The organism is Streptomyces sp. NPDC041814 (assembly GCF_055590565.1).
In genome coordinates this window covers 63100-87853 of record NZ_JBVJAM010000008.1, presented here as the reverse complement: position 1 = coordinate 87853, position 24754 = coordinate 63100, and the positions used below count along the sequence as shown (strand labels likewise).

Sequence of the window (24754 nt, the reverse complement as noted above, 5' to 3'; positions counted from 1 at the left end):
GGGAGTACGCACGGAAGGGGCCGGTGTCCGCGGACGCCGGCCCCTTCCCCGTACCGCTGCGGTCACTCGGTCTTGATGGCCGTCAGCATGTTGAGTTTCGCGGCGCTGCGGGCGGGCCACAGGGCGGCGAGCACGCCGACCAGACCGGCCAGGAGCAGGAAGACCGCGATCCGGCTCCACGGGATGACCAGCACGTACTGCGGGATGCTCGCGGCGACGGTCTGACCGATCGCCCAGCCGAGGAACAGCCCGAGTCCGATGCCGACGAGCGCGCCGAACAGCGAGATCACCACCGCCTCCAGCCGGATCATCCGCTTCACCCGGCGCCGGTCCAGGCCGATCGCCCGCAGCATGCCGATCTCCTGCTGGCGCTCGAACACCGACATGGCCAGGGTGTTGACGACCCCGAGCACCGCGATGATCAGCGCCATGCCGAGCAGGCCGTACATGATGTTCATCGCGAGGTTGACGCCGCCGCCGAACATGTCCCGGATGTCCTGACGGTCCATGATGCTCATGCCCGGGTTGTCGCCCAGCGCGTCCACCAGCGCCTGTTCGTTGGCCGCGCTCGCACCGCCGTCCGTCTTCACCCAGACCTCCCGGATGTCGCCCTTCTCCTCGTGCGGGGCGACGGTGGCGCGGGGGATCAGGACCGGCGAGAGGAACTCGTTGTCCGTGTAGAGCGCGCCGACCTTCAGCGTCTCCTTCTTCTCGTCCTGGTACGTGACCGAGACGGTGTCCCCGGGCTTCCAGCCGTGCGACTTCGCGGTCTTCTCGGCGACCGCGATCTGCCCCTTCTCCAGGGTGTCCAGGGAGCCCGCGACGGTGTCGACGGTGAGCACCTGCTGCACGTCGCCCGGGGTGACGCCGGAGGCCGACACGCCCTTCCCGCCGATCGTCAGCCAGACGGCCTGCTGGGGCGATGCGGCGGTGACGCCGTCGGCCTTCTCCAGGGCGGTCAGCGCCGAGTCGTCGAGCGCGTCACCGCTGGCCATCGAGACCATGTAGTCGGCCTTGATGTTGTCCGTGGTCACCTTGTCGACCGCCTGGCCGAGGGTGACGCCGAGCACCGAGATGCCGGTGACGAGGGTGAGGCCGATCGCCAGCGCGGACGCGGTGGCACCGGTGCGGCGGGGATTGCGGACGGCGTTCTGCGCGGCCAGCTTGCCGGAGACCCCGAACAGCCGCCGCAGCAGCGGGCGCACCAGGGCGATCGCCGGGCGGGACAGCAGCGGGATGAGGACGATGACGCCGATCAGCGCGAGGAACGTGCCGCCCGCGATGAGCAGCTGGCCGTCCGAACCGGCCTTGGCCGCGCCGCCGACGATCGCGGCCGTGCCCAGCAGCGTGATGACGCCGCCGATGGTGTTGCGCACGACGAGCGACTTGACCGTGGCCACCGCGTGCGCGCTGTTCATCGCCGCGACCGGCGGGATCTTCGCGGCCCGGCGGGCGGGCAGCCAGGCGGCCAGCACGGTGATCAGGACGCCGACGGCGAACGCGGCGATCACCGTCACCGGGGCGATCACCAGCGGCCCGGCCGGGATCTTGCCGCCGAGCAGGCTCATCGCGGAGCGCAGCCCGGTCGCGAGGCCGAGGCCCACGGCGAAACCGACGACGGAGGCGATGAGGCCGACCACGGCCGCCTCCAGGAGCACGGAGCGCTTCACCTGGCGGCGCGACGCACCGACGGCGCGCATCAGGGCCAGCTCCTTGGTGCGCTGGGCGACCAGCATGGTGAAGGTGTTGGCGATCAGGAAGACGCCGACGAAGAGGGCGACCCCGGCGAAGGCGAGCAGCAGCTTGTTGAGGTCGCTGAGCCCCGCTTCGATGTCCGCGGCCTGCTCGTCCGCGCGCGCCTTGCCGGTCTTGGCCTCGGCGTCCTTCGGCAGCAGCGGCTTCACGGCCGCCAGTAGCTCCTGGTCGGAGGCACCGGGCGCGGCGGCGACGGAGACGTCCTTGAACTCGCCGGGGCGCAGGAACAGCTTCTGCGCGACCGGGGTGTCGAACAGGACCAGGCTGCCGCCCGCGTTGACCGCGCCGTCCTCGGTGGTGAACACCCCGGACAGGGTGTACTCCTTCACCGGTCCGTTGGTGGCCACGCGGACCTTGTCGCCGACCTCGTACTCGCCCTTCTCCGCGGTGTCGCGGTCCAGCGCGATGCTGCCGGGCCGGGTGGGCCCCGTGCCGTCGGTGAAGGTGTACGCGGGGTCCTTGCCGTCCTTGCCGGGGGCGAAGTTGGAGCCGGTGTTGGACCAGCCGTTGCCGATCAGCTTGCCGTCGGGGTCGGCGACCCCGGCGAAGCCGTCGACCCGGCCGGTGACGGACGCGACGCCGTCCAGGGCCCGGATCTTCTCCAGGGCGGCCTCGCCGACGGCGGGGGTCTCCTTGTCGAGCTGGTCGGCGTGGGTGGTGACGGCGACGGCGATGTCGTCGTAGCTCTTGGCCGACTGGTTGCGGAAGGCGTTGCCGAGGGTGTCGGTGAAGACCAGGGTGCCGGAGACGAAGGCCACGCCGAGCATCACGGCGAGGATCGTCATCAGCAGCCTGGCCTTGTGCGCGAGCACATTGCGCAGGGCGGTACGGAACATGTCAGTCAGTCCTGGGTGTCTGCCGGCCCGGGGAACGGGGAGCCGGAGGAAGGGGTACGAAGCGCCGGTACGGGCCTGCTCAGCTGGTGCGGCCCTTGGCGTCGAACGCCTTCATCCGGTCCAGCACCCCGTCGGCGGTGGGGTGGATCATCTGGTCGACGATCGCCCCGTCCGCCAGGAAGATGACCCGGTCCGCGTAGGAGGCGGCGACCGGGTCGTGGGTCACCATCACCACGGTCTGGCCCAGTTCGCGCACGGAGTTGCGGAGGAAGCCCAGGACCTCGGCGCCGGAGCGGGAGTCGAGGTTGCCGGTCGGCTCGTCCCCGAAGATGATCTCGGGCTGCGAGGCCAGGGCGCGGGCCACCGCCACGCGCTGCTGCTGGCCGCCGGAGAGCTCGGTGGGGCGGTGCTTCAGCCGGTCGGAGAGGCCCACCATGTCGATGACCCGGTGCAGCCACTCCTGGTTCGGCCTGCGGCCCGCGATGTCCATCGGGAGCGTGATGTTCTCCAGGGCGGTGAGCGTCGGCAGCAGGTTGAACGCCTGGAAGATGAAGCCGATCTTGTCCCGGCGCAGCTGCGTGAGCTGCTTGTCCTTGAGCGCGCCCAGCTCCGTCTCGCCGATGCGCACCGAACCGCTGCTGAAGCTGTCGAGGCCCGCCACGCAGTGCATCAGCGTGGACTTGCCGGAGCCCGACGGGCCCATGATCGCGGTGAACTCGCCCTGCGGGAAGTCCACGGTGACCCGGTCGAGAGCCGTCACCCGGGTCTCGCCCTCGCCGTAGACCTTGGACAGTTCCGTGGCGCGGGCGGCCACCGCGGTGGCGCGGTGAGCGGTGGACATGGTGGTCACAGCAGACTCCAGGGTGGGGTGCGTACGGGACGGAACCCGCCCGGCGGCCCGCCGCTTCGGCGTGGGCCCCGGGTCAGGGGTACCGCTCCATCGTCCCCGCCGGACGGCGTCCGGTCGTCACTCCCGGTGCCCGTTCCAGGGGCCCTCTTGAGTCGCATGATCCGCCCGTCGGCGTCCTCCTCGGGTATGACATGCGCCGCCGGGCGGCCTAGGGCCTGTCCAGGTCCGGCCTACGCCCCTGCGCGGCCCAGGGGGGCCTTGTCGGGCGCCCCCGTCGACCCCCGCGGCACCAGGCGGGCCGCCTTGTCCTCGTACCCCTCGGCGCCACCGTCCGTGACCAGGGACAGCAGGGTCCGGGCCGCGAGCCCCCCGTACGCCGGGATGTCGCGGCTCAGCGCCGTCAGCGGGGGCCGGACGACCCGGGAGAGCTGGGAGTCGTCCCAGGCGACGAGCGAGAGGTCGCCCGGCACGTCGAGCCCCATCTCCTGGGCGACCGACAGCCCGGCGACGGCCATGATGTCGTTGTCGTACACGATCGCGGTGGGCCGCCCGGGCGAGCTGACCAGGCGGCGCGTGGCGTGCGCCCCGTCGTCGCCGGAGTAGCCCGTGTGCACGACGACCGGCTCGCCGAGGCCCAGTTCGGCGCAGACCTCGCGCTGGGCCCGGTCGCGCAGGGCGGTGTGGTTCAGCTCCGGCATCCCGGCGACCCGGGCGACCGAGCGGTGGCCGAGGGCGGCGAGATACGCGAAGGTGTCGCGGACCGCCGCCGCGTCGTCGGACCACACGGCGGGGAGGGGCCCGGCCGCGGAGGGATGGCCGATCACCACGGCGGGCAGGCCGAGCCCGGCGACGCCCTCGATGCGGGGGTCGGCGCCGCGCAGGTCGGTGAGGAAGACGCCGTCCACCCGGCCCTCGCCCCACCAGCGGCGGTAGACCTCCAGCTCCTGGGCCGGGTCCGTGACGACCTGGAGGAGCAGGGCACAGCCGCGCGGCGAGAGCTCGGACTCGATGCCGCTGATCAGCTCCATGAAGAACGGCTCGACCCCGAGCAGCTGGGCGGGCCGGCACAGCGCGAGGCCCACCGCGTCGGCCCTGGCCCGGGTGAGGGCGCGCGCCGCGCTGTTGGGGCGCCAGCCGATCTCCTGCGCGATGGCCTTGATGGCGGACCGGGTCGCCGGGGAGACGCCCGGCCGGTCGTTCAGCGCGTAGGACACGGCGACCTTGGACACCCCGGCGCGGGCCGCGATGTCGGCGATCGTGGGGCGGTGCTTGGGCATGTGGCCTCGCTTAACCGGTTCGTGCAGCGTGCACATCCTAGCCGTCATGGCGGGCGCGCACGGATTCTTCGCCCACCGGGACCGTGCGACCCGGCTGGGCCATACATGAAATGGGAGCGCTCCCGCACCCTTGACAGGGGCATGAGGCAGCCTTAACTTCACGGCACTTACCCGGTTCAGTAACTCCGCTCGGCAGGGACGGCGGGGAGAAGGAGGGACGATGGGCACGGGATTCCGCGGACGGGTCGCGGCCACGCTCGCCGTGATCGCACTCGCCGCCACCGCGTGCACGGGGGGCGGCTCGTCGGGCGGCTCGGGTGGTACCGGCGGTGGGGGAGGCGGCGCCCTTCCCCGTAACGAGACGCTCTACACCACCGGCACCCAGTGGGGGCCGCCGGCCAACTACAACCCGCTGCACAACTGGGACCACGCCACCGGCACCAAGGGCCTCGTCTACGAGACCCTGTTCCACTTCGACCCCAACGCGGGCAAGCTCACGCCCTGGCTCGCCGAGTCGGGCAGCTGGACCGGGGCCAAGACCTACGAAGTGAAGCTGCGCCCCGGCATCAAGTGGTCCGACGGCAAGCCCCTCACCGCCAAGGACGTCGCCTACTCCTACGAGATCGGGAAGATCGAGGCGTCCGCCTTCCACAGCCTGTGGAGCTGGCTCTCCGGCGCCGAGGCGGTGGACGCCACCACGGTCCGCTTCACCTTCAAGGAGGCCCGCTACCAGGAGTGGGACTTCACGCTCTATGGGCAGCCCGTCGTCCCCGAACACATCTGGGGCAAGCGTTCCGAGAAGGAGATCCTGGACGGCGTCAACGACAAGCCCGTCGGCACCGGCGCGTACACGCTCAAGAGCCACACCCAGGACCGGGTCGTCTGGCAGCGGCGCGACGACTGGTGGGGCGTCAAGGCGCTCTCCATGAAGCCCGCGCCCCGCTACATCGTGGACGTCTCCAACCCCAGCAACGAGGTCGTCATCGGCCAGCTCGGCCAGAACCAGCTGGACCTGAGCAACAACTTCCTGCCCGGCGCCGCCTCCCTGGTCAAGAGCAAGAAGGTCGTCTCGTACTACGCGGAGCCGCCCTACATGCTCTCCGCCAACACCGCCTGGCTGGTGCCCAACACCACGAAGAAGCCGATGGACGACGCCGCCTTCCGCCGGGCGCTCGCCGCCTCCGTCGACACCGGGAAGATCGTCAAGGGCGTGTACGGCGGCCTGGTCAAGGGGGCCGACCCGACCGGGCTGCTCCCGCAGTGGGACAAGTACATCGACAAGGGACTCGTCGCGAGCGAGGGTTTCACCTTCGACACCGCCAAGGCCAAGCAGATCCTCGCGGACGCCGGCTACCGGGACACCGACGGCGACGGCCTGGTGGAGAACAAGGACGGCTCGAAGATCAGCCTGAAGCTGGCCGTGCCCACCGGCTGGACCGACTGGATGGAGGCCGCCAAGGTCATCGCCTCCTCCGCCAAGGCCGCCGGCATCAGGATCACCACCGAGTTCCCCGACGCCAACGCCCTCAACGAGCAGCGCGGCAAGGGCAACTTCGACCTCGTCGTCAACAACGAGCGCCAGCTCTCCAGCACCCCGTGGACCTACTACGAGTACATGTTCCAGCTGCCCGTCCAGAAGCAGCAGAACACCGTCAACTTCGGCCGCTACGAGAACGAGGACGCCTGGAAGCTCGTCCAGCAGCTCGGCGCGGTGAAGACCGACGACACCGAGGGCATGAAGAAGGTCATCTCGAAGATCCAGGACATCCAGCTGAAGGAGATGCCCGTCATCCCCCTCTGGTACAACGGCCTGTGGGCCCAGTCCACCACCGGCACCTGGACCAACTGGCCCTCGGACGCGCCCGGAGCGCCCAAGTACGCCCCCGCGATGTGGCGCAACTGGCTGGAGATGGGCGGCTTTGAAGCCCTCACACAGCTGAAGCCCGCCAAGTGACACGGCAGTTCTGAGGGCGGCCGGCTCCTGGGGGCCCTTCCCCCGCCGGCCGCTCCTCATCCACGACCGCCCCGCCGTGCGCGCCGACCTGACCGCCGACCGCGCGGCGGGGCTCTCTCCGGGGAGCCCTCTTGCGCCGCTACTTCGCCCGCAAACTACTGATCTACGCGCTGACCTTCGTCGTCGCCGTCACCGTCAACTGGATGATCCCGCGCTTCATGCCCGGCGACCCGGTCGCCGCCATGGTGGCCCGGGCCCGGGTCTCCCAGCCCGAGGCCGTCGAGGCCATGCGCGCCTACTACAACAACCTCTTCGGCTTCGACGAACCCGTCTGGCAGCAGTACCTGCACTTCTGGAGCGCCCTCCTCCAGGGCGACTTCGGCCTTTCCATCTGGGTGTTCCCGAAACCCGTCGCCGACGTCCTGCTCGACGCACTCCCGTACACCCTCGGGCTGATGATCCCGGCCGTGCTGCTCAGCTGGTTCGTCGGGAACTGGGCCGGGGCGCTCGCCGCCCGGCGCAAGGTGCTCGACAACACCGTGCTCCCGGCCGGCTATCTGCTCACCGCCATGCCCTACATGTGGATCGCCGTCATCCTCGCCTGGGCGCTCGGCTCCAAGGCGGGCTGGTTCCCGCTCTCCGGCGGCTACAGCCTCGACATCCAGCCCACCTGGTCCTTCGCCTTCGCGGCGGACCTGTTCCAGCACTGGGTGCTGCCGTTCCTGTCGCTCTTCCTGGTCGCGCTGGGCGGCTGGGCCATCGGCATGCGCAACATGATCATCTACGAGCTGGAGTCGGACTACTCGAACTACCTCTCGGCCCTCGGCGCGCCCCAGCGCCTCATCCGCCGCTACGCCTTCCGCAACGCCGTCCTGCCCCAGATCACCGGACTCGCCCTCCAACTGGGCGTCCTGGTCGCCGGAGCGCTGGTCACGGAGATCGTCTTCGCGTACCCCGGACTCGGCTCGCTCATCCTCGCCGCGATCCAGAACCAGGACTTCTTCCTGCTCCAGGGCGCGTTCCTGTTCATCGTCATCGGCGTCCTGATCGCCAACTTCCTCATCGACATCGTGTACGTCGTGGTCGACCCCCGTACCCGCACCGGCATGGCAGGAGGCCAGTCATGAGCACCGTGCCCGAACCGGCCACCGAACCCGCGGCGCCCTCCGCCCCCGCCGCCCGGCCCGGCCGCGAGACACTGCACTACGCCGTCCGCAACCCGAAGCTGCTCATCGGGTTCACCGTCGTCGTGCTGCTCCTGCTCGTCGGGATCATCGGCCCCCCGCTGCTCGACAACTCCGACCCCAACGAGTACGTCGGACCGCAGGCCGCCCCGCCGGACTCCACGTACTGGATGGGCACCACCACCTTCGGGCAGGACGTCTACGCCCAGTTCGTGCACGGGCTGCGCTCGACGTTCCTGGTCGGCGTCGTCGGCGGGGCCATCGCCGCCGCGATCGCCATGCTCGTCGGCTTCCTGGCCGGCTACCGAGGGGGTGCCGTGGACGAGATCCTCAACATGCTCACCAACGTCGTGCTGGTGCTCCCCGCGCTCGCCGTCCTGCTCATCATCAACGCGTACCTCGGGGTCCGCTCGGTGCCCGTGCAGGGCCTGTTCATCGGGCTCACCTCCTGGCCGTGGGCGGCCAGGGCCATCCGGGCGCAGACGTTCTCGCTGCGCACCCGTGAGTTCGTGGACCTCGCCCGGCTCAGCGGCAGCGGCACCTGGCGGATCATCTTCCGCGAGATCGCGCCCAACATGAGCTCGTACCTCTTCATGATGTTCATCCTGCTGTTCGGCGGCTCGGTCCTGATCGCCTCCTCGCTCGACTTCATCGGGCTCGGCCCCACCGAGGGCGTCTCCCTCGGGCTGATGCTCCAGAGCGCCCAGCAGTGGAGCGCCCTCCAGCTCGGCATGTGGTGGTGGTTCGTTCCGCCCGGCGCCGGGATCACCGCGATCGTCGGAGCGCTGTACGTCGCCAACGTCGGCCTCGACGAGGTCTTCAACCCCAAGCTGCGGGAGGCATGACCATGACCGCGACCGCTCCGGGAGGTCTGAGCGCATGACCCTGACCGTGACCGACCTCCGGGTCCACTACCGCACCCTGCGCGGTGAGGTGCGGGCCCTGGACGGCGTCTCCTTCGACCTCGCCGACGGGGAGATCCTGGGCCTCGCCGGTGAGTCCGGGTGCGGCAAGAGCACGCTCGGCAAGTCGCTGATCCGCCTCGACGGCCGGATGCGGTACGCGGGCGGCACCGTCACGCTGGACGGTGACGACGTGCCCGTGGCCGACGACCGGGCGATGAACGCCTTCCGCTTCCACCGGATCTCGCTGGTCCCGCAGTACTCCATGAGCGCCCTCAACCCGACCCGCCGCATCGGCCGCATGATCCGCGAGCTGCTCGCGTCGCGCGGGGCGAGCGTGGACACCGCCGAACTGCACCGCAGGCTCGACCTGGTGGGCCTGGACCACGACGTCCTGGACCGCTATCCGATCGAGCTGTCCGGCGGAATGAAGCAGCGCACCGTCATGGTGATCTCCACCCTGCTCGACCCGTCCGTCCTCATCGCCGACGAGGTCACCTCCGCGCTCGACGTCTCCACCCAGCGCGCCGTCGTCGGCGCGCTCACCGGGCTGCGCGACAAGGGCCTGGTCACCAGCATGATCTTCGTGACCCACGACCTCGGGCTCACCTCGCACATCGCGGACTCCATCATGGTCATGTACGCGGGCAAGCTCGCCGAGAAGGCGCCCACGAAGACCCTGACGACCGCGCCCCGCCACCCGTACACCAAGCTCCTGCTCGGCGCGCTCCCCGAGGTCGGGGCCCGGCACGCCGACCGGCCCCTCACGGGCATCGCCGGGGCCCCGCCCTCGCTCCTGAACCCCCCGGCCGGCTGCCGCTTCCGCGACCGCTGCCCCGTCGCGGACGAGCGCTGCGCCGAGGAGCCCCCGGTCGTGGAGATCGCCCCCCGCCACTCCGTCGCATGCTGGAAGGCCTGATGCTGACCCTCGACCACGTCACCAAGACCTACCGGGCCGGGGCGTTCGGAGGCGGCTCCGTCACCGCCGTCGACCGGGTCTCCTTCACGGCCGCGCCCGGCGAGGTCGTCTCCCTCATCGGCGAGAGCGGCAGCGGCAAGTCCACGATCGGCCGCATGATCCTCGGCCTCACCGGAGTCAGCTCCGGCACCCTCACCCTGGACGGGCAGCGGGTGCGGCCCGGCAAGGACTTCTACCGCCGCGTCCAGGGCGTCTTCCAGGACCCCTTCTCCTGCTACAACCCCGTCTTCCGCGCCGACCGCGTCTTCGACCTGGTCCGCCGCGCGTACCACCCGGGCGTCCGCAACGCGGAGTGGGCCGACCGCGTCGAGAAGGCGGTACGCGATGTGCGCCTGGACCCCGCGCAGGTCCTCGGCCGCTACCCGCACCAGCTCAGCGGCGGCCAGCTGCAACGCCTGCTCATCGCCCGCGCCCTCCTGCTCGACCTGAGCTTCCTGGTCGCCGACGAGATCACCAGCATGCTCGACGCCTCCACCCGCATCGACGTCCTCAACCTCCTCGCCGGGCTCAAGGAGCGCGGCCTCGGCGTCCTCTACATCACGCACGACCTCGCACTCGGCACGTACCTGGCGGAGAAGACGGTGGTCCTGCGCCGCGGCCGGGTGGTCGAACGCGGCGACACCCAGAAGGTCTTCGGCAACCCCCTCCACCCGTACACCCGCACCCTGCTCGCGGCCGTGCCCCGCCTCAACCAGCCGTGGGACCCTCCGGAGCCGGTGCGGTCGTGCGCCTTCCACGAGGGAGGCGGCGGCGCCGCCACCGACCTGTACGAGACCGAGCCGGACCACTTCGTCGCCTGTGCCCAGCTCCCCGACTGCGGAAGGACCCCGGCGTGACCCTTCGCCACCTGCCCCTGCACGACGGCTGGACGCTCCGCCCGGCCGGACCCGTGCCCTCCGGGCTCCCCACAGGCGGCATTCCCGACGGCATCCCCGCCACCGTCCCCGGATGCGTCCACACGGACCTGCTGGCCGCCGGAATCATCGAGGATCCGTATCTGGACGACAACGAGACCCGGCTCGGCTGGATCGGCCGCACCGACTGGGCGTACCGCACCGCCTTCGACTGGACGCCCGACGGCCACGACCACGCGGCCCTGTGCTTCGACGGCCTCGACACGGTCGCGACGATCCTGCTCAACGGTACGGAGATCGGCCGGACGGCGAACCAGCACCGGTCGTACCGCTTTCCCGTGCGCGATCTTCTGGCCGAGGGTGAAAACACCCTCGACGTAATCTTCACCGCGCCGTACACCTACGCCGAGGAACTGCGCGACAGGCTCGGCGACCGCCCCGGCGCGTACGCGGAGCCGTACGCCTTCATCCGCAAGATGGCCTGCAACTTCGGCTGGGACTGGGGCCCGACGCTGGTCACCTCCGGCATCTGGCGTCCGGTCGCCCTGGAGACGTGGAGCGGTCCGCGCATCGCGTCCGTGAAGCTGCTGCCGGACCTGGACCCGGAGGGCGTGCCGTTCCTGACGGCCGAGGTGGAGATCGAACACGACGGCCGCGAACCCGTCTCGGGCTCGGTCGAGGTGATCGGCTCGGGAAGCGCCTTCATCCTCTCGGGGGACGAGCACCGCGTCACCGTCGGCCTGCCGGTCCCGGAGGCGGAGCCGTGGTGGCCGCACAGCCACGGCGAACAGCCGCTGTACGAGGTGGAGGTGCGCGCCGGCGACCACGTGCGGCGCCTCCGCACGGGCTTCCGGTCCGTCACGCTCGAACAGGAGGCGTTCCGGATCTCCGTGAACGACCAGCCGGTCTTCGTGCGCGGGGTCAACTGGATCCCCGAGGACTGCTTCCCGTCCCGCCTGACGCGGCAGCAGCTCTCCGACCGCCTCGACCAGGCCGTCGCCGCCCACGTCAACCTGGTCCGGGTGTGGGGCGGCGGGCTCTACGAGAGCGACGACTTCTACGAGCTCTGCGACGAGAAGGGGCTCCTGGTCTGGCAGGACTTCCCGTTCGCCTGCGCCGCGTACCCGGAGGAGCAGCCGCTGTGGGCCGAGGTGGCGGCCGAGGCGCGCGAGAACGTCACCCGTCTGGCGCCCCACCCTTCCCTCGTCCTGTGGTGCGGAAACAACGAGAACCTGGAGGGCCACGCCGACTGGGGCTGGCAGAAGGAGCTCGGCGACCGCACGTGGGGCCACGGCTACTACCACCGGCTGCTGCCCGGGATCGTCGCCGAGACCGACCCGACGCGCCCGTACTGGCCGGGATCGCCGTACTCCGGCAGCCCCGACGCCCACCCGCAGGACCCGGAGCGGGGCACGATCCACATCTGGGACGTGTGGAACCGCGCCGACTACCGCGCGTACGCCGACCGGGTGCCGCGATTCGTCGCGGAGTTCGGCTTCCAGGGGCCGCCCGCGTACGCCACACTCCGCCGCGCGGTCAGCGGCCCGCTCGCCCCCGGCGCCCCGCTCCTGGCCCACCACCAGAAGGCCGAGGACGGCGACGCGAAGCTGCTGCGCGGCCTGGGCGACCACCTGCCGCAGCCCGGCGCGGACTTCGACGACTGGCACTGGCTCACCCAGCTCAACCAGGCCCGCGCCGTCGCGTTCGGCATCCGCCACTTCCGCTCGCACGCGCCGTACTGCATGGGCACGATCGTCTGGCAGCTCAACGACTGCTGGCCGGTCGTCTCCTGGTCGGCGGTCGACGGCGACGGCCGCCGCAAGCCCCTCTGGCACGCGCTGCGTTCGGTGTACGAGGACCACCTGATCGCCGTCCGCGACGGCTCCGTCCACCTGGTCAACGACACGGCGGCCCCGTGGGCGGGCACCCTGCGCCTGACCCGGCACGCCCTGGACGGCACGGTCCTGGCCGAGGAGGCCCTGCCGGTGACGACGGCCCCCCGCGCCACGACAAGCGTCCCGCTGCCCGCCGCGCTCGCGACCCCGGCCGACCCGGCCCGCGAACTCCTCGTCGCCCGCCTGGACGGGACCAGGGCCCTGCACTTCTACGAGGAGGACACGCGACTCGCCCTGCCGCGGGCGCGCTACGGGGTGACGGTCACGGAGGAGGAGGGCGCCCGGGCCCCTGCGTACCGCGTCGAGGTGACGGCGAAGACCCTTCTCCGGGACCTCTGCCTCTTCCCCGACCGCCTCCACCCGGACGCCGAGGCCGACACCATGCTCGTCACGCTCCTCCCCGGCGAGAGCACCACGATCCGGGTCACGGGCGCGGTGCTGGAGGACCCCTCGGCGCTCGCGACTCGCCCGGTGCTGCGGTGCGTGAACGACCTGATCACCACCTAAAATCGGCCACGAGGTGGCGCGCCCCTGGCGATCGGTGGCGCGCCCCTGGCGGATCGACTGCGGCGGTGCGGCGACTTTCCGTCAATTCGCCCGGCACCCCTGCACTGCCGCCATCTTGCCCGGGCATGTGGGTATGCCTCCGACGTGCACTGACGGGGACTCAAGAGATCGATAAATAAGACAACATCGAGCCACTGTTCGGCTGATCGCACCGAGCCCCCCGGATAGGGTCATGTGCCAACGCGGAGCCGCGCCAAGCCCGGATGGTGGAATGCAGACACGGCGAGCTTAAACCTCGCTGCCCCTCGGGGGCGTACCGGTTCGAGTCCGGTTCCGGGCACCATCGCGTACGAGGTCCCAAGCAATCACGGACCCAAAACCGGGCGCCATGGACCGATGAATCGGCACTGCCGGACAGCCGGAGTCCACGGGCTGAGAAACGCGGTGGGCCGGGGGCGGTTCGACCGGCAGGTTTGGACGTATGACCGATACGGATCAGTTCAAACACGACCTGCGGCTCTATCTTCAGGATGCCCGCGATGCCTTTCTCTGGAAAATCGACGGGCTGTCCGAGTACGACATCCGGCGCCCTCTCACTCCCACCGGCACCAGCCTGCTCGGGCTCGTCAAGCATGTGACCGGGGCCGAGGCGTTCTACCTCGGGGCCGTCTTCGGGCGGCCCGTCGACGCGCCCGCGCTGTGGATCGCCGGGGACGCGGAGCCGAACGCCGACCTGTGGGCCATGCCCGACGAGTCCCGTGAGGAGATCACCGGACGGTACCGCCGGGTGTGGGCGCACTCCGACGCGACCGTCGAGGCGTTCGGGCTGGACGCCGTGGGAGTCCTCCCCGGGGAGGGCGGGCCCGAGCTGTCGCTCCACCGCGTACTCGTCCACCTGGTCGCCGAGACCCAGCGCCATGCCGGGCACGCCGACGTCGTCCGCGAGCTGATCGACGGGGCGGCCGGGCTGCGGCGGGGGAGCGAGGACATGGCGCCCGGGGACGAGGCATGGTGGCGCCGGCACCGGGAACGGGTGGAGAGCGCGGCCCGGGAAGCGGGCGGACGTACCGCAGGGTGACCGCGCACGGCCGGTCCGTTCGGGGAAAGATCCTCCTCCGGCACTAGGCCGATAGCTTTGCCTACCCATTACTCTTGTGGGAAGGCCACGCTGGGTGGCCATGGAGGAGTGAGATGAGGAGCAGCAACCCGGTCTTCTCGCGACGGGGCTTCAGCCGCGACAACGGTTACGCGGGCTTCAACGCGGCACCGCAGGCCGGGGCCCCCGCAGCGGGTGCCAACCCGTACGCGCAGGGCACCGCCCCGAACCCGTACGCGACCAACCCCTACGCCCCCACGGGCGCCCCCGCGCCCGTCCGTACCGGCGCCATGACGATCGACGACGTCGTCACCCGCACGGCGATGACGCTGGGCACGGTCGTGCTCGGTGCCGCGCTCGCCTGGGCGCTGCTGCCGGTGGACGAGGCGAACCTCAGCAAGTCGTACGGCATCGCCATCGGCGCCGCGCTCATCGCGTTCGTGCTGTCGATGGTCCAGTCCTTCAAGCGCAAGCCCGTCCCCGCGCTGATCATCGCGTACGCCGCCTTCGAGGGTGTCTTCCTCGGCGTCATCTCCAGCGCGGTGAGCACGTACATCGGGCCCGGCGTCGTGATGCAGGCGGTGATGGGCACCATGTGTGTCTTCGCCGGTGTGCTCCTCGCGTACAAGATGCGCTGGATCCGCGTCACCCGCCGCTTCTACGGCTTCGTGATGGCCGCCGCCATGGGCTTCCTGCTCCTGATGGCCGTCAACCTGCTGTTCGCCGTCTTCGGTGGCGGTGACGGCCTCGGCTTCCGCAGCGGTGGCCTCGGCATCCTCTTCGGTGTCATCGGCATCATCCTCGGCGCCTGCTTCCTGGCCCTCGACTTCAAGCAGGTCGAGGACGGCATCGCGTACGGCGCTCCGCGCGAGGAGTCCTGGCTGGCCGCCTTCGGCCTCACCATGACCCTGGTGTGGATCTACCTGGAGATGCTGCGCCTGCTCTCCATCCTCAGCGGCGACGACTGATCGTCCGGCGCAAGCGAAAGCGGCCCGCGGCCTCCGGAAGGAGGGCGCGGGCCGCTTCCGTGTGTACGGCGATAGGGTCGCGGGGTGCTTGATACGACCCCCCTGATCATCGCCGTGGACCGATTCGCCGACCGGCTGCGCGCCGCCCCGCAGAGCAGGCTCCAGCGGGGGGCGGCGGCCCAGGGCCTCGCCGTCGCGCGTGAGCTGTCGGTGCGGGCCCAGCGCGCCGAGGAGCCGGGCCGGGAGCCCAGGATCATGCCGGACGCCGGGGTCTTCGCGGTCGGCGACCAGCTCGCCGTAGCCGGCCGGGACCTGGCCGTGGCACTGGAAACGGCCCCGTCCGGGGAGCTGGACGAGGCCGTGCGACAGGTCGGGGAAGCGGCCGCGCGGGCCTTCGAGTAGGGCGCGCGGCGCACAGGGAGGCGGCAGCCTCCCGTAAAGCCGGGGACCGACGACGGGGCGGGCTCAGAAGCTCGCTATGACGCGGTCGGCGAGTATGTACACGTTCTCCTTGCCGCAGGAGAAGGTCAGGGCGTACGCCCCCGAGACGCCGGAGCCGCCCAGCAGCACCGGGTGCTCGCCCGCGCGCAGCGACTCGGCCAGGCGCTCGGCCGTCTCGCGGTGGCCGGGGGTCATACAGAGCGTCGTACCGTCCGCGAACACGTACACGTCGAGCGTGCCGAGGGGGCCCGGGCGCACGTCGGACAGCTCCGTGCGGCTGTCGGCCAGCTCCTCCAGGCGGTTGACCGTGCGCTCGTGGTCGGTGACGACGGGCGTCTGGACGGGCACGAAGTCCGGGTGCGAGGGGTGGCGGCGGCGGGCGGCGGCCAGTTCGGGGGAGTCCTCGGCGAACTCCGTCTCCGGCAGCTCGGCCAGCCCGGTCAGCTCGTCCAGGGCCTCGGCCGCGTCGAGGTCCATCGACTCCAGGCCGGCGAAGTCGCTCTGGCGCGGCATGAAGAACGGGGCGTCCTCGCCGAGCCCGGCCAGCCCGCCCAGCAGGGACGGGGCGTCCGCGGCGTCACGCGCCTCCTGCGAGGCCCAGAACGCGCGGGCCTCGGCCAGCTCCCGCTCGCGCTCCTCGGCCAGCGCCTCGGCGACGGCCGCGCGTATTTCTTCGGTGGAAGTGGTGTCGTTGCGGGTCTGAGGGGGTACAGCGGCAGTACGGGCGTGACCGTCGGCCAGCTCCTTCCGGAGCGCCGAGACCTGCCTGCGCAGCCCGTGAGCGGCGTGCAGAGCAGCGGCGCCCACAGCCGTGGCAGCGGCGGTGGTCAGCAACAGGGCAATAGGCATGGCGCTCACTGACATACTCCCGGTTTCAATCGATCCCCCGACTTCCTACATCAGCTTGGGCCCTGACGGCACCATGTGTCAGTGCATTACGTCACGAAATGGACAGGACTTTGGGCCCGGTGTAAACCACTGGTGTAGGTGTGACCTGCGAAAACGACTCTCCCCCAGGAGATAGATCACATCCTGGGGGAGATTCGGTCACGGTCGGGGCTCGGTGGCCCGCAGGGCCCCGAAACCCGCCCTGATCAGCTCAGACGCTCGATGACCATGGCCATGCCCTGGCCACCGCCGACGCACATGGTCTCCAGCCCGAACTGCTTGTCGTGGAACTGGAGGCTGTTGATCAGCGTGCCGGTGATCCGTGCGCCGGTCATGCCGAAGGGGTGGCCGACGGCGATGGCGCCACCGTTGACGTTGACCTTCTCCAGCGGCAGGCCGAGGTCGCGGTAGGAGGGGATGACCTGGGCGGCGAACGCCTCGTTGATCTCGGCGAGGTCGATGTCGCCGACGGTCAGCCCGGCCCGCTTCAGCGCCTGCTTGCTGGCCTCGACCGGGCCGTAGCCCATGATCTCGGGGGAGAGGCCGGAGACGCCGGTGGAGACGATCCGGGCGAGCGGGGTCAGGCCCAGCTCGCGCGCCTTGGTGTCGGACATGATCACGAGCGCGGCGGCACCGTCGTTCAGCGGGCAGCAGTTGCCCGCCGTGACCAGGCCGTCCGGACGGAAGACCGGCTTCAGGCCCTGGACGCCCTCCAGCGTGACGCCCGCGCGCGGGCCGTCGTCCTTGGCCACGACGGTGCCGTCCGGCGTGGTCACCGGGGTGATCTCGCGCTCCCAGAAGCCGTTCTTCAGGGCCTCCTCGGCGAGGTTCTGCGACCGTACGCCGAACTCGTCCATGTCCTGACGCGTCACGCCCTTCAGCCGGGCCAGGTTCTCCGCGGTCTGGCCCATCGAGATGTAGGCGTCCGGGACCAGGCCGTCCTCGCGCGGGTCGTGCCAGCTCGCACCGGACTCCTCGGCGCGGGCGGCGGTCCGGGCCTCGGCCTCCGCGAAGAGCGGGTTGTGCGTGTCCGGCAGGCTGTCCGAGTTGCCCTTGGCGAAGCGGGACACCATCTCGACACCGGCCGAGATGAAGACGTCGCCCTCGCCGGCCTTGATGGCGTGCAGGGCCATGCGGCTGGTCTGCAGCGAGGACGAGCAGTAGCGGGTGACCGTGCAGCCGGGAAGGTGGTCCATCCCCATCTGCACGGCGATGATGCGGCCCAGGTTGTTGCCCTGCTCGCCGCCGGGCAGACCGCAGCCGAGCATCAGGTCGTCGATGTCCTTGGGGTCCAGCTCGGGGACCTTGGCCAGCGCGGTCTGGATGATCGTCGCGGTCAGGTCGTCCGCGCGCAGATCCTTGAGCGAGCCCTTGAAGGCCCGGCCGATGGGCGAACGGGCGGCAGAGACGATCACGGCTTCGGGCATCACGCGGCTCCATGGTGGCTGAGGGCGGACAGGCTGCCTGAGGGATCCGGCAGACCCGGCGGTACGGCACGACTGCTCTGGAAATTACCCGGACGTAGCGCCGGGGTCACCCGGACCGGCATGTGATGCGGGCCTCTTTTCTAAGCGAGCGCTCAGTCAACGGCCCCTTCTCCGGGGCGCCCGCTCAGTCAATGGCTCCTTTCCCGGGGCCGCTCAGTCAACGGTGCCCTTTCCGGGGCGCCCGCTCGGCCGGCGGACCCACGCGTGCCTCGGCGAACCGTCCGGGTCGGGGCCCGGCCAGTGGTCGAGACGGGTCGAGCCCCCGGGCTCCGGATGCGGATGCGGGTGCGGCTCCGTGGCGGCGGGCAGACGCCGCCGCCTGCGGTGCTTGAGCAGGGCCCAGGGCGCCCGGGCCCCCGTGACCTCCGTACCGGCCTCCTTGGCCGCCTGGGAGGCCGCCTTGGCCACCGGCAGCATGTCCTCGCGCCGGGCGCCGTCCAGCCGGTCCGACTCCGGCCACAGGCCGAGCACCGCGCACAGCGTCGGCAGCACCGCCATGGAAGCCGTCGCGTACCCCTCGGCCGACGGGTGGTAGTTGTCCGGGCCGAACAGCTCCCGCGGGTTCTCCTCGAACTCCGGGCCCAGCAGGTCGCCCAGCGACACCGTGCGCCCGCCCTGCTCCACCGTGCCGATCGTCTGCGCCGCCGCCAGCTGCCGGCTCACCCGCCGGGCCAGCCAGCGCAACGGCTGGTACACCGGCTCGATCGTCCCCAGGTCCGGACAGGTCCCGACGACGACCTCCGCCCCGGCCGTCCGCAGCCTGCGCACCGCCGTCGTCAGACAGCGCACCGACTGGGTCGCGGGCATCCGGTGCGTCACGTCGTTCGCCCCGATCATGATCACGCACACGTCGGGCGTCCGCGCCGGGTCCGCGAGGATCAGCGAGACCTGCCGCTCCAGATCGTCCGACCGGGCACCCGGCAGCGCGACGTTGCGCAGGTCCACCGGCCGCTCGGACACCGCGGCGAGCCCCGAGGCCAGCAGCGCCCCCGGGGTCTGCCCGGCCCGCCGCACCCCCTGCCCGGCCGCCGTGGAGTCCCCGAGCAGCCCGAGGCGCAAGGGCTCCGCGGGGCCCGTGAACGCCACTCCGTACCGTCCGTCCGCGCTCGGCGGGACCGGGGCGATGCCGCCACCCACCTGCCGCTTCGCCAGCTGGACCTCCGCCAGCAGGACGCCCACCGCCGCGGCGCCCAGCAGCCCGATGCTGCCCCCGCCGTAGGCCGCGCCCGCCGCGATCCGCCGTGCCACTCTCGCCGTCGACACAGTCCGGTCCACCTCCTCGTCCCACGTACCGCAGTAGAGCCGTACACAGAGCTACCTGCCCGCTACCGCCCGTTGTTCAATCGCGCCGCCCAATCCCGTGCCCGTACGCATACGCTTGCCGGACCATCTCGGAGACCCCGGAGTACACGGTGCAATTCCACGATTCGATGATCAGTCTCGTAGGCAATACCCCGCTGGTGAGGCTGCGCAGTGTCACGGCCGGCATCCAGGCGACGGTCCTGGCCAAGGTCGAGTACTTCAACCCCGGCGGGTCGGTCAAGGACCGCATCGCCCTGCGCATGATCGAGGCCGCCGAACAGAGCGGCGAGCTGAAGCCCGGCGGCACGATCGTCGAGCCGACGAGCGGCAACACGGGTGTGGGCCTGGCGATCGTCGCGCAGCAGAAGGGCTACAAGTGCGTCTTCGTCTGCCCGGACAAGGTGTCCACGGACAAGATCAACGTACTGCGCGCCTACGGTGCCGAGGTCGTCGTCTGCCCCACGGCGGTCGACCCGGAGCACCCCGACTCGTACTACAACGTCTCCGACCGGCTGGTCCGTGAGACGCCGGGCGCCTGGAAGCCCGACCAGTACTCCAACCCGAACAACCCGCGCTCGCACTACGAAACCACCGGTCCGGAGCTGTGGGAGCAGACGGAGGGGAAGATCACCCACTTCGTGGCGGGCGTCGGGACCGGCGGCACGATCAGCGGCACCGGCCGCTATCTGAAGGAGGCCAGCGGCGGCCGGGTCCAGGTCGTCGGCGCCGACCCGGAGGGCTCGGTCTACTCCGGCGGCTCCGGCCGGCCCTACCTCGTGGAGGGCGTCGGCGAGGACTTCTGGCCCTCCGCCTACGACCGGACGGTCACCGACGAGATCGTCGCCGTGTCCGACAAGGACTCCTTCCAGATGACCCGCCGGCTCGCCAAGGAGGAGGGGCTGCTCGTCGGTGGCTCCTGCGGCATGGCGGTCGTCGGCGCCCTGGAGGTCGCGAAGCGGCTCGGGCCCGAGGACGTGGTCGTCGTCCTGCTCCCCGACAGCGGACGCGGCTACCTCAGCAAGATCTTCAACGACGAGTGGATGGCGGACTACGGCTTCCTGGAGGACACCGGTCCCTCGGCACGGGTCGCGGACGTCCTGAACCACAAGGAGGGGCCGATCCCCACCCTCGTCCACATGCACCCGGAGGAGACGGTCGGCGAGGCGATCGACGTGCTGCGCGAGTACGGCGTCTCGCAGATGCCGATCGTGAAGCCGGGGGCGGGCCACCCGGACGTGATGGCCGCCGAGGTCATCGGTTCGGTCGTGGAGCGCGAGCTGCTGAACGCCCTGTTCGCCCAGCGCGCCTCGCTCACCGACCCGCTGGAGAAGCACATGTCGGCGCCGCTGCCGCAGGTCGGCTCCGGCGAGCCGGTCGAGGACCTGATGGCGGTGCTCGGCGGCACCGGCGCGGCGGACGCGGCGATCGTGCTGGTGGAGGGCAAGCCGAAGGGCGTCGTCAGCCGCCAGGACCTGCTGGCGTACCTGGCGAAGGACGCCCCGGCCGCCGCGAAGTAGCCGGTCGGCCGCGCCCTTCGCGAAAACGGTACGCGCGCGTCACGTGGGCGCAGCACCGGCTTAACACGGCTCGGGCACATTGGTGGATGTCGGCAGGGAGACCCGCCGGCACCGGAACGGCGACAACGGACTACGGAGCGGCTCCCGGACCTCCACCGTCGCCCGGACGCGTCACCCGGCCCTGACCCGGACCGCGTCCCTCGCGGGGACCGCCGTCGTCCCGCCCCCTGGGAAACCGGGGGTGCGGCGGTCCCCGCGACTACCGTTCTACGCGCGCAGCTATGGCGCGCTTCCGTCTGTTCTAGGCGTGCGGCTCCGGCGTGCTCCCGTCGGCCGCCCAGCTCGCCAGCAGGGCGATGCGCTCGGCGGTCTCCGAACCGGGCTCCGGGGTGTAGACGACCAGCGAGAGATCCGGCTCACCGGGCACCGCCAGCGTCTCGTACGGCAGCGTCAGCGCGCCCACCACGGGATGGTCCATCCGCTTCACGCCGTACGTCTTCGCCTTCACCTGGTGGTCCGCCCACAGACGCCGGAAGTCCTCGCTCTTCAGCGACAGCTCACCCACCAGGGACGCGAGCTCCTTGTCGTCCGGGTGCAGCCCCGCGTCCAGCCTCAGATACGCGACCGTCTCCGCCGCCACCGCGGGCCAGTCCGGGTACAGCTCCCGCGCGCCCGGGGCCAGGAACGCCTGGCGCGGCATGTTCCGCTCGGCGGCAGGCATCCGGGAGAAGCCGGAGAGGGCGTCCCCCAGCGCGTTCCACGCCAGCACGTCCATCCGGCGGCCCAGCACGAAGGCGGGCGCCCGGTCGAGCATGTCGAGCAGCAGCCGCAGCCCCGGGCGCAATCCGCGCACCGAAGGGCCTTGCGCCCTGCGGCCCTTGGGGCGCGCCACCGTCCGCAGATACGCGTGCTCCGTCCCGTCGAGCCGGAGCACCCGGGCTATCGCGTCGAGCACCGCGTCCGAGACGCTGGGCCCGCGCCCCTGCTCCAGGCGGATGTAGTAGTCCACGCTCACCCCGGCGAGCTGCGCCACCTCCTCGCGCCGCAGCCCGGGGACCCGCCTGCGGCCGTACGAGTTGAGCCCCACGTCCTCCGGGCTGATGCGGGCACGCCGTGAGCGCAGGAAGTCACCGAGTTCGCCGTCCATGGCCCGATCGTAGGAGAACGGTTTCCGCCCAGCCTGGTACTGGCGGACCCAGGAACAACGCATCCCTGGGTGGGAGGCGCGGCCCGGCGCAGTGTGGTGCCCGACCCCGACACACCACACCAGGGAGCGCCCCATGCAGTACGAGACCCTCGCCGACCGCACCGCCGTGATCACCGGAGCCGCCAGCGGCATGGGCGCGGCGACCGCCCGCCTGCTCGCCGCGCAGGGCGTGCGGGTGGCGCTGCTGGCCCGCCGCGCGGATCGGCTGGAAGAGCTGGCCGCGAAGATCACCGCGGACGGCGGACAGGCCCTCGCCGTCGCCGCCGACGTCACCGACCAGGCATCCGTGGACGCCGCGGCGGAGCGGGTGCACGCCGCGTTCGGCCCGGTGGACCTGGTCGTCAACGCGGCCGGGGTGATGCTGCCGAACCCCGTGGACGCGGGGCGCGTGGACGAGTGGCAGCGCATGCTCGACACCAATGTGGCCGGGGCGCTGCGCGTCATCCGGGCCTTCACCGCGGACCTGGTGGCGGCCGCCGCCGAGGGCCGCACCGCCGACCTGGTCAACATCTCCTCGATCGGCGCGCACATCACGTTTCCCAACTACGCGGTCTACGGCGCCACGAAGGCCGCGCTCACCTACCTGTCGGCCTCGCTGCGCACCGAACTCGGCCCGCGCGACGTCCGCGTCACCAACATCGAGCCGGGCCTCACCGACTCGGAGCTGGCCGGACACGTCGACAACGCGGAGCTCAGCGGACAGCTGGACGGCATGTTCGAGGCGCTGGGCGGCCTCTCGTCCGACGAGATCGCCGACCTCATCGCGTACACCACGAGCCGCGCCCGGCACATCAACCTGCGCCAGCTGGTCGTGCTGCCGACCCGTCAGGCGTGAGGTTCAGTCCTCCCAGTCGGAGGCTGTCCGCCGCTCCTCGCGGCCCCGGAACAGCCGCCTGCCGTGGCCGGCCTGGAAGGCGTTGACGCCGACGATCCCGAGCCAGGCCACGACGAGCCCGCCGATGCCCGCGTTCGCGGCGCCGATCGCGGACAGCGGGACGGCCAGGACCAGGGAGACGACGCCGAAGCCGTAGCGCTCGCCGAAGTTCCCGGGAGGCCGCTCCGGGGAGCGCGCGCCCCGCGCGACAGCGGTCCGCTCCTCGGCGAGATGCCGCCGGACCCTGCGGTCGAGCGTGGCGTCGAGCCGCTGCTCCACCTTTTCCAGGAACGACTCCACGAGCGCGGAGTCGTAGTCGGCCCCCAGCTCGCTGCGGGCCTGCAAAGTCGCCTTGAGCTCCCTGTCGAGCTCGGTGTCGGGTGCGTCCATGGTTCTCACGGTACGGAGCGGAGGCGGCCGGGGCAGTGGGGCTAGCCCCCCGGTTTCCGGGCCGTTCCTGGGGCCGTTCGGGGGGTCGGCCCGGATCGCTCCGGCGCCGCTCGTGGATGCGTGAAAGTCGTCGGTAACATCCGCCGCCGCCCGGGCGTGTAACTGGACAGAGGCACAACACGGACAGCGGCAGAAGCAGTACTCGGGCAGGGCGAGAAGACAGGCGGGGGCCATGACGGCAGGCAGTGGGGAGGTGGAGGCGTTCGACGCGTTCTACGCGGCGACCGCCAAACGCCTGGTCGCCACGGTGTACGCGATGACGGGCGACCTGGGGGAGGCGGAGGACGCGGTGCAGGAGGCGTATGTGCGGGCCTGGCAGCGGTGGGACAAGGTGTCCGGCTCAGGCGACCCGCTCCCGTGGGTGCGGACCGTGGCGGTGCGGCTGTCGATCAGCACCTGGCGCCGGACGCGCGGCAGATTGCGGGCGCACTTCCGGCACGGGGTGCCCGCCGACGTGCCGGGCCTCTCCGAGGACCGGGTGGCGTTGATGGGCGCTCTGGAGGAGCTGAACAGGGACCAGCGGCAGGCGGTGGTCCTGCACCACATGCTCGGCCTGCCCGTGGAGGAGGTGGCCCGGGAGACGGGGGCATCGAACGGCGCGGTACGGACCCGGCTGCACCGGGCGCGCCGGATCCTCGGCGAACGGCTCGCCGACACCCCGGCGGTGACGGGGCGCCAGGTGGCACGGAATGCGGCGGCGGAGCGGAATGCGGCGGAGCGGAAGGGGCGGGTGCGGCATGGCTGAGGTCGAGGACCTGATCGAGGACGTCTCCATACGGCTGCCCGAGGCCGGGGACATCCGGGCCCGGGGGCAGCGGCGGCGCACCCGCGCCCGGGTGGTCCGGGGAGGCGCGGCGGGGGCGCTCGTCCTGGCGGCGGCCGGAGCGTGGGGCCTGCTCCTGCCGGCCGACGGCACCGAGGACCGGCAGACGGTCGCCACCACGACGGCCAACCCTTTCCGGGCGGACGGCGAGGTGGTGATGCGCCCGGCCGACGAGCTCCCGGGGTACGCGACCTGGCACTGGAAGGAGAGCGCCGGCCTCCCGGAGGGTGCCGGGCCGCGCAGCGACGCCCTGCCCCAAGTGGGGCTCGACGGAGCCTGCCCCGCCTCCTTCGTCCCGGCGGACGAGCCGGGCCAGCAGCGGTACTCCGTGCTCTACACGGGCAGCGGCCATGCCCTGGCCCAGCACCGGGTCATCGAGTACGAGGCCACCGCGACCGCCAGGTCCCAGGTGACGGCGCTGCGCGGAGCGATGACCCGGTGCGGGCTGCATTCCGCGTCGCCGACCGCGCGGGAGAAGGAGGAGGGCAGCTCGGCGTGGTCCGGCACGGTGGCCGACGGCCGGACGCTCCGGGTCACCGTCCGGCGGTGGGAGTCGTGGGTGTCGGTCGAGGAGGTGCTGCACGGGACACCCGCCGGCTGACCCGCCCGGCTGCCTGTTGACCCGCCCGACTGCCGGCTGACCCGCCCGGCTGCATATGGACATGCAGACACCTTGCTGGCTGAATGGATCCGTCGGCGCCGGGCCGC

The 24754-nt window shown here is 71.5% G+C and carries 21 protein-coding genes and 1 tRNA gene; 14 read left to right on the top strand and 8 right to left on the bottom strand.

Annotation, left to right across the window (positions count from 1 at the left end; all coding sequences use genetic code 11):
• Window positions 1-62 precede the first annotated feature (62 nt).
• From ACZ6C6_RS20910 to ACZ6C6_RS20900, 3 genes are all read right to left on the bottom strand, one after another.
• The gene (locus tag ACZ6C6_RS20910) at window positions 63-2591 is read right to left on the bottom strand and encodes an ABC transporter permease (protein WP_469204772.1); all 2529 of its coding nucleotides are present in this window, start codon (window positions 2589-2591) and stop codon (window positions 63-65) included.
• A gap of 79 nt (window positions 2592-2670) precedes the next feature.
• Window positions 2671-3441 carry an ABC transporter ATP-binding protein gene (locus ACZ6C6_RS20905; protein ID WP_445067783.1) on the bottom strand — a complete coding sequence of 257 codons (771 nt, stop codon included), beginning with the start codon at window positions 3439-3441 and terminating at the stop codon, window positions 2671-2673.
• Window positions 3442-3671: 230 nt separating this feature from the next.
• Window positions 3672-4718, bottom strand: a complete 1047-nt coding sequence (locus tag ACZ6C6_RS20900) for a LacI family DNA-binding transcriptional regulator (RefSeq protein WP_469204771.1) — start codon at window positions 4716-4718, stop codon at window positions 3672-3674.
• 220 nt (window positions 4719-4938) lie between these two features.
• Between ACZ6C6_RS20900 and ACZ6C6_RS20895 the strand changes: the two genes are divergently transcribed.
• The 10 genes from ACZ6C6_RS20895 (at window position 4939) to ACZ6C6_RS20850 (ending at window position 15459) form a co-directional block, all read left to right on the top strand.
• Window positions 4939-6672 (top strand): ABC transporter substrate-binding protein, encoded by a 1734-nt coding sequence (locus tag ACZ6C6_RS20895; RefSeq protein ID WP_469204770.1) that lies wholly within the window; start codon window positions 4939-4941, stop codon window positions 6670-6672.
• Between the two features lie 131 nt (window positions 6673-6803).
• A complete protein-coding gene (locus ACZ6C6_RS20890) occupies window positions 6804-7799 on the top strand; it encodes an ABC transporter permease (RefSeq protein WP_073968539.1) in 996 nt (331 codons plus the stop codon).
• A complete protein-coding gene (locus tag ACZ6C6_RS20885; protein WP_469204769.1) occupies window positions 7796-8701 on the top strand; it encodes an ABC transporter permease in 906 nt (301 codons plus the stop codon). Before ACZ6C6_RS20890 ends, ACZ6C6_RS20885 begins: the two co-directional genes overlap by 4 nt.
• 34 nt (window positions 8702-8735) lie before the next feature.
• Window positions 8736-9677, top strand: a complete 942-nt coding sequence (locus ACZ6C6_RS20880; RefSeq protein WP_469204768.1) for an ABC transporter ATP-binding protein — start codon at window positions 8736-8738, stop codon at window positions 9675-9677.
• On the top strand, window positions 9662-10573 hold the full coding sequence (locus ACZ6C6_RS20875) for an ATP-binding cassette domain-containing protein (protein ID WP_469204767.1): 912 nt from the start codon (window positions 9662-9664) through the stop codon (window positions 10571-10573). Before ACZ6C6_RS20880 ends, ACZ6C6_RS20875 begins: the two co-directional genes overlap by 16 nt.
• Window positions 10570-12993: a glycoside hydrolase family 2 protein gene (locus ACZ6C6_RS20870; RefSeq protein ID WP_469204765.1), complete on the top strand. Its 2424-nt coding sequence runs from the start codon at window positions 10570-10572 to the stop codon at window positions 12991-12993. Before ACZ6C6_RS20875 ends, ACZ6C6_RS20870 begins: the two co-directional genes overlap by 4 nt.
• A 257-nt stretch (window positions 12994-13250) precedes the next feature.
• Window positions 13251-13336, top strand: a tRNA-Leu gene (locus ACZ6C6_RS20865).
• Window positions 13337-13474: 138 nt separating this feature from the next.
• Window positions 13475-14071, top strand: a complete 597-nt coding sequence (locus ACZ6C6_RS20860) for a DinB family protein (protein WP_469204763.1) — start codon at window positions 13475-13477, stop codon at window positions 14069-14071.
• A 113-nt stretch (window positions 14072-14184) separates the two neighbouring features.
• Window positions 14185-15057, top strand: coding sequence for a Bax inhibitor-1/YccA family protein (locus ACZ6C6_RS20855; RefSeq protein WP_469204761.1), 873 nt, complete (start codon window positions 14185-14187; stop codon window positions 15055-15057).
• 84 nt (window positions 15058-15141) lie between these two features.
• Entirely contained in the window at window positions 15142-15459 is a 318-nt protein-coding gene (locus tag ACZ6C6_RS20850; protein WP_469204760.1) for a hypothetical protein, read from the top strand.
• 63 nt (window positions 15460-15522) lie between these two features.
• Here the strand turns inward: ACZ6C6_RS20850 and ACZ6C6_RS20845 are convergent, their stop codons facing one another.
• From ACZ6C6_RS20845 to ACZ6C6_RS20835, 3 genes are all read right to left on the bottom strand, one after another.
• Window positions 15523-16332 carry a hypothetical protein gene (locus ACZ6C6_RS20845; RefSeq protein ID WP_469205018.1) on the bottom strand — a complete coding sequence of 270 codons (810 nt, stop codon included), beginning with the start codon at window positions 16330-16332 and terminating at the stop codon, window positions 15523-15525.
• A 260-nt stretch (window positions 16333-16592) separates the two neighbouring features.
• The gene (locus ACZ6C6_RS20840) at window positions 16593-17813 is read right to left on the bottom strand and encodes an acetyl-CoA C-acetyltransferase (RefSeq protein WP_266534619.1); all 1221 of its coding nucleotides are present in this window, start codon (window positions 17811-17813) and stop codon (window positions 16593-16595) included.
• Between the two features lie 213 nt (window positions 17814-18026).
• Window positions 18027-19121 carry an SGNH/GDSL hydrolase family protein gene (locus ACZ6C6_RS20835; RefSeq protein ID WP_469205017.1) on the bottom strand — a complete coding sequence of 365 codons (1095 nt, stop codon included), beginning with the start codon at window positions 19119-19121 and terminating at the stop codon, window positions 18027-18029.
• A 164-nt stretch (window positions 19122-19285) separates the two neighbouring features.
• On the opposite strand from ACZ6C6_RS20835, the gene ACZ6C6_RS20830 reads away from it, so the two are divergent.
• Window positions 19286-20692, top strand: coding sequence for a cystathionine beta-synthase (locus tag ACZ6C6_RS20830; RefSeq protein WP_469204759.1), 1407 nt, complete (start codon window positions 19286-19288; stop codon window positions 20690-20692).
• A gap of 301 nt (window positions 20693-20993) precedes the next feature.
• On the opposite strand, the gene ACZ6C6_RS20825 is transcribed toward ACZ6C6_RS20830, so the two are convergent.
• On the bottom strand, window positions 20994-21839 hold the full coding sequence (locus tag ACZ6C6_RS20825) for a helix-turn-helix transcriptional regulator (protein WP_469204758.1): 846 nt from the start codon (window positions 21837-21839) through the stop codon (window positions 20994-20996).
• 133 nt (window positions 21840-21972) lie between these two features.
• Here ACZ6C6_RS20825 and ACZ6C6_RS20820 point away from each other — a divergent pair, with 133 nt between their 5' ends.
• The gene (locus tag ACZ6C6_RS20820; RefSeq protein WP_469204757.1) at window positions 21973-22734 is read left to right on the top strand and encodes an SDR family oxidoreductase; all 762 of its coding nucleotides are present in this window, start codon (window positions 21973-21975) and stop codon (window positions 22732-22734) included.
• Between the two features lie 3 nt (window positions 22735-22737).
• Here the strand turns inward: ACZ6C6_RS20820 and ACZ6C6_RS20815 are convergent, their stop codons facing one another.
• Entirely contained in the window at window positions 22738-23163 is a 426-nt protein-coding gene (locus ACZ6C6_RS20815; RefSeq protein ID WP_469204756.1) for a hypothetical protein, read from the bottom strand.
• Between the two features lie 232 nt (window positions 23164-23395).
• On the opposite strand from ACZ6C6_RS20815, the gene ACZ6C6_RS20810 reads away from it, so the two are divergent.
• On the top strand, window positions 23396-23968 hold the full coding sequence (locus ACZ6C6_RS20810) for a SigE family RNA polymerase sigma factor (protein ID WP_469204755.1): 573 nt from the start codon (window positions 23396-23398) through the stop codon (window positions 23966-23968).
• Complete coding sequence (locus tag ACZ6C6_RS20805; RefSeq protein WP_469204754.1) at window positions 23961-24647, top strand: hypothetical protein; 687 nt, start codon at window positions 23961-23963, stop codon at window positions 24645-24647. The genes ACZ6C6_RS20810 and ACZ6C6_RS20805 overlap by 8 nt, the downstream gene beginning before the upstream one ends.
• Window positions 24648-24754: the final 107 nt, after the last annotated feature.

What these genes read in the sequence shown, in the direction of transcription:
- ACZ6C6_RS20910 (WP_469204772.1), bottom strand. Translation starts at nt 2,591, where the DNA reads ATGTTCCGTACCGCCCTGCGCAATGTGCTCGCGCACAAGGCCAGGCTG.
- ACZ6C6_RS20900 (WP_469204771.1), bottom strand. Translation starts at nt 4,718, where the DNA reads ATGCCCAAGCACCGCCCCACGATCGCCGACATCGCGGCCCGCGCCGGG.
- ACZ6C6_RS20895 (WP_469204770.1), top strand. Translation starts at nt 4,939, where the DNA reads ATGGGCACGGGATTCCGCGGACGGGTCGCGGCCACGCTCGCCGTGATC.
- ACZ6C6_RS20885 (WP_469204769.1), top strand. Translation starts at nt 7,796, where the DNA reads ATGAGCACCGTGCCCGAACCGGCCACCGAACCCGCGGCGCCCTCCGCC.
- ACZ6C6_RS20880 (WP_469204768.1), top strand. Translation starts at nt 8,736, where the DNA reads ATGACCCTGACCGTGACCGACCTCCGGGTCCACTACCGCACCCTGCGC.
- ACZ6C6_RS20875 (WP_469204767.1), top strand. Translation starts at nt 9,662, where the DNA reads ATGCTGGAAGGCCTGATGCTGACCCTCGACCACGTCACCAAGACCTAC.
- ACZ6C6_RS20860 (WP_469204763.1), top strand. Translation starts at nt 13,475, where the DNA reads ATGACCGATACGGATCAGTTCAAACACGACCTGCGGCTCTATCTTCAG.
- ACZ6C6_RS20855 (WP_469204761.1), top strand. Translation starts at nt 14,185, where the DNA reads ATGAGGAGCAGCAACCCGGTCTTCTCGCGACGGGGCTTCAGCCGCGAC.
- ACZ6C6_RS20840 (WP_266534619.1), bottom strand. Translation starts at nt 17,813, where the DNA reads ATGCCCGAAGCCGTGATCGTCTCTGCCGCCCGTTCGCCCATCGGCCGG.
- ACZ6C6_RS20825 (WP_469204758.1), bottom strand. Translation starts at nt 21,839, where the DNA reads ATGGACGGCGAACTCGGTGACTTCCTGCGCTCACGGCGTGCCCGCATC.
- ACZ6C6_RS20820 (WP_469204757.1), top strand. Translation starts at nt 21,973, where the DNA reads ATGCAGTACGAGACCCTCGCCGACCGCACCGCCGTGATCACCGGAGCC.
- ACZ6C6_RS20815 (WP_469204756.1), bottom strand. Translation starts at nt 23,163, where the DNA reads ATGGACGCACCCGACACCGAGCTCGACAGGGAGCTCAAGGCGACTTTG.
- ACZ6C6_RS20810 (WP_469204755.1), top strand. Translation starts at nt 23,396, where the DNA reads ATGACGGCAGGCAGTGGGGAGGTGGAGGCGTTCGACGCGTTCTACGCG.
- ACZ6C6_RS20805 (WP_469204754.1), top strand. Translation starts at nt 23,961, where the DNA reads ATGGCTGAGGTCGAGGACCTGATCGAGGACGTCTCCATACGGCTGCCC.